This window comes from Stenotrophomonas sp. P5_B8 (genome assembly GCF_054049855.1).
Window position 1 is genome coordinate 1 of the sequence record NZ_JBFULO010000376.1, and the last position, 3,813, is coordinate 3,813.

A 3,813-nucleotide genomic window follows, 5' to 3' on the forward strand; every position below is an offset into this window, starting at 1 on the left:
CCTGGGCAAAATCAAGGAGGAGGCCGCCCCGCGGCCGGGGGACATTTGCGCCAGGSGCCTRCCGGCCGCTACGGGGCCCTCACGCGCGCGACAAACCCAACCGAAGCCACAGCCCCTATCCACACACCGCCGGCACTGACCGTCCACACGAGCAGCGGCGTGCCCAATCTGCGATGGCCCTTGCAACAAGACGCTCCCTCAGACGGGAGAAGAACCAAAAAAGAACGGGACGGCCAAGGCCGTCCCGTCCGGTGCTGCAGGAAACGCGCCTGTTACAGCGCAGCGTCCTTGAGCTTCTTGAGCGGACGCACCTTCAGCTTGGTGGAGGCCGGCTTGGCGGCGAACCACTGCTCTTCCTTGGTGAACGGGTTGATGCCCTTGCGCTTCGGCTTGGCCGCGACGCTGACGGTGGTGATCTTCAGCAGGCCCGGCAGGGTGAAGCTGCCAGCGCCCTTCTTGTGCACCGAAGCGGCGACGGCGCCTTCCAGCGAGGCGAGCACGGCGCGGACGTCCTTGGCGACAACGCCGGACGTTTCAACGATGTGTGCAACCAGACCAGACTTGCTCAGTACGTCCTTGATCGGCTTGGGAGCGGCCGGCTTGGCGGCTGCCTTGGTAGCGACTTTCTTTACTGCCTTCTTCGGGGCAGCCTTCTTAGCGGTCTTTGCCATGGTTTCCTGTTCCGTGAACGGTTGGTTGTTTGGTCGCGCCGAACCCGGTCGGCAAGCGAAATGTAGGGCAACAATGCGGCGCCGCCAATAGGCAATCGCATAAAAATTCGCGATTTCCCGCCTGTTGGTTACCGCAGTGCATCAGTACATGCCCGGAAAACAGGGGGCGCGACCACCCGGGAGGGACCGCGGCGGCACCAGGACGTTGCGCCGGATGCAGCGCAAACCCCTTGAAAACAGCGGTTATTTTTCTTCCGGCGGGCAAGGCGGGGCCTGCTCGGGGCATGCGTCGTCACGGCGGGCACACAGGCCCGACGCGGTGCTAACGCCGCATCGTCCATGCTGGCCCTGCCATTCATCCGCAGGAGACAAACCGATGGGTATTTCGCGTCATGCCACCGCGCACTGGGAAGGTGACCTCAAGACAGGCAAGGGACAACTGAGCACGCCACAGAGCGGCCTGATGGACAAAACCCGCTATGCCTTCAGCAGCCGCTTCGGCGATGAGAAGGGCACCAATCCCGAAGAACTGATCGCCGCCGCACACGCCGGCTGCTTCACCATGGCGCTGTCGGCCAAGCTCACCGAGGCCGGCTTCGTGCCCACCTCGCTGGATACCGAAGCCAAGGTCGACCTGTCCATGGAAGGCGGCCCGCAGCTTTCGCAGATCACCCTGAAGGTGAAGGCAGTGGTGCCGAAGATCGATGCGGCGCAGTTCCGCGCGATTGCCGACGACGCCAAGCAGAACTGTCCGGTGTCCAAGGCACTGAGCGCAGTGCCGATCAGCCTGGAGGCCGAGCTGGCGAGCTGAGCGTGCCGCAGTGCGCATTGAGTGAACCCGGCAGGGGCGGCATAGTCGCCCCTGTTTCGTTGCGGGGAGCATCGTATGCGCGTTCGTGTTCTGGCTGTCCTGTTGTCCTGTCTGTGCGCGACCCAGGCGCAGGCCGATGTCCGGCTGCTGACCGCCGCGACCCTCCACACCGGTGAGCCCGATGCACCGGCCGCTACCGCGCTGGCCTGGGACGATGCCAGCGGCCGCGTGCTGGCGGTGGGCGAGCGCAAGGCGCTGCTTGCGCTGTACCCGCTGGCGGCGCTGACCGACCTGGGCGATGCGACCGTGGTGCCGGGCCTGATCGATGCGTACGCCCACCTGATGTTCCTCGGCAGCACGCTGATGCAGGCCGATCTGACCGGCGCGACCAGCAAGGCTGAGATCGTCGCGCGGCTGCAGCGCTTCGCGGCCGACAACCGGGACGGCTGGCTGCTGGGCAACGGCTGGGACCAGAACCAGTGGACGCAGACGGATTTCCCGACCGTGGCCGACCTCGATGCGGCGTTCCCGGAGCGTCCGGTCTGGCTCGGGCGCATCGACGGACATGCCGGCTGGGCCAACAGCGCCGCCCTGCGTGCGCTGGCGAAGCAGCCCGGGCAGCGCGCCCTGGCCGGGCGCTGGCAGCCGGCGGGCGGGCGCATCGTCCGCGATGCGCGCGAGCAGCCCAGCGGAGTATTCATCGACGGCGCGATGGAGCTGGTGCGCGCGGCGATCCCGGCACCGAGCGAGGCCGCCCGCGAACAGATGCTCACCCGAGCACTGCGCAAAGCAGTCAGCCAGGGGCTGACCGGGGTGCATGACATGGGCGTATCGCGCGAGGACCTGGCACTGATGCGCCGTTTCGCCGATGCCGGCCAGCTGCCGCTGCGCATCGATGCCTATGCCGATGGCAACAGCGCGGCACTGGCCGATCTGTGCGCGCAGGGCGCGTATCGGCATCCCGGTGGGCGGCTGGCAATGCAGGGCGTGAAGCTGTTCATGGACGGCGCGCTGGGCAGCCGTGGCGCGGCGCTGCTGGCCGACTACAGCGATGACCCGCACAACCGCGGGCTGCTGGTGATCTCGCCGGACGACTTCGAGGCCGCCGTGCGCAAGGCCGATGGCTGTGGCGTGCAGGTGGCCACCCATGCGATCGGCGACCGGGGCAACCGCATCGCGCTGGATACCTACGCGCGCGTGCTGGGGCCGCGCAGCGACCGCGATCACCGCTGGCGGATCGAGCATGCGCAGGTGGTCGCGCTGCAGGACATTCCGCGCTTTGCCGAACTGGGCGTGATCGCATCGATGCAGCCCACCCATGCGACCTCGGACATGGGCTGGGCGCAGGACCGGGTCGGGCCCGAGCGCATTCTGGGCGCGTACGCGTGGCGGCGGATGCTCGCCGCCGGGGCGCATATCGCACTTGGCTCGGATTTCCCGGTGGAACAGGTCGACCCGCGGCTGGGGCTGTATGCCGCGGTGACCCGGCAGGATCGCGCCGGGCAACCGCCCGGTGGCTGGCAGCCGGACCAGCGCCTGAGCGCGGCCGAGGCGCTGCGTGGTTTCACCGCCGATGCGGCGTGGGCCGGCCACGACGAAGGCCAGGTGGGGCGACTGCAGCCGGGGCTGCGTGCGGACTTCGTGGTGCTGGATCGCGATCCGCTGACGGTGCCGCCGGCGCAACTGGCCGAACTGCAGGTGCGGTCGACGTGGGTGGATGGGCGGCCGGTGTACGAGGACGCGACGCACTGAGGCGCCACGTCGCGGTTAGCGCTGCGCGCTGATCACCAGTCCAGCGTGCCGCGGATGACCGTCTGCACCTGGCCGCCGGACCACACATCGCCAGCGGCATCGATGTGCAGGCTGAGCCGCGCATCGTGGCCGACCTCGCGGCCCTGGCTGACCACGTAGTCGCGCGCACCGCCAGGCAGGGCGTCGCGGCTGTCCAGCCAGGCGGCCAGCACCGCGTTGGCCGCGCCGGAGGCGGCATCTTCGAAGCGTCGGCCATTGCCGACGAACGCACGCACGGCCAGGTCCCAGGCCTGGCCCTGGCTGCGCGCATAGGCGAACACGCCCATGCTGTCGGTGCTTTCGGCGAGCGCGGCAATGGCATCCCAGTCCGGGCGGAGCGCGCGCAGGGTGGCCTCATCGCGCAGTTCCACCACCCACCAGCTGCGCCCGCCGGCCATCCGCGCCGGTGGCAGCGCGCCCAGCGCCCAGCCCTGCAGGGCGGCCTGCAGGCGCGGATCGGTGGCCTCGGTCACCTCGGCGACGCTGGCGCGCGGGGTGCGGATGGCGATGGTGCGGGCCGCGCCGTCACCGTCCACGCGC

General features: G+C 69.1%; 4 protein-coding genes. 2 read left to right on the top strand and 2 right to left on the bottom strand.

Features of this window, described 5'->3' with window-relative positions; all coding sequences use genetic code 11:
- Window positions 1-272 precede the first annotated feature (272 nt).
- A complete protein-coding gene (locus tag ACXJKH_RS16620) occupies window positions 273-671 on the bottom strand; it encodes an HU family DNA-binding protein (RefSeq protein WP_038689886.1) in 399 nt (132 codons plus the stop codon).
- A 376-nt stretch (window positions 672-1,047) separates the two neighbouring features.
- On the opposite strand from ACXJKH_RS16620, the gene ACXJKH_RS16625 reads away from it, so the two are divergent.
- Window positions 1,048-1,482, top strand: a complete 435-nt coding sequence (locus ACXJKH_RS16625; RefSeq protein WP_312238668.1) for an OsmC family protein — start codon at window positions 1,048-1,050, stop codon at window positions 1,480-1,482.
- Between the two features lie 75 nt (window positions 1,483-1,557).
- Window positions 1,558-3,234: an amidohydrolase gene (locus ACXJKH_RS16630; protein WP_457320961.1), complete on the top strand. Its 1,677-nt coding sequence runs from the start codon at window positions 1,558-1,560 to the stop codon at window positions 3,232-3,234.
- 32 nt (window positions 3,235-3,266) lie between these two features.
- On the opposite strand, the gene ACXJKH_RS16635 is transcribed toward ACXJKH_RS16630, so the two are convergent.
- The coding region (locus ACXJKH_RS16635; RefSeq protein WP_457320962.1) for a PhzF family phenazine biosynthesis protein at window positions 3,267-3,813 on the bottom strand (547 nt) is incomplete at its 5' end.

Coding starts and splice junctions, on each gene's coding strand:
- ACXJKH_RS16620 (WP_038689886.1), bottom strand. CDS start 671: ATGGCAAAGACCGCTAAGAAGGCTGCCCCGAAGAAGGCAGTAAAGAAA.
- ACXJKH_RS16625 (WP_312238668.1), top strand. CDS start 1,048: ATGGGTATTTCGCGTCATGCCACCGCGCACTGGGAAGGTGACCTCAAG.
- ACXJKH_RS16630 (WP_457320961.1), top strand. CDS start 1,558: ATGCGCGTTCGTGTTCTGGCTGTCCTGTTGTCCTGTCTGTGCGCGACC.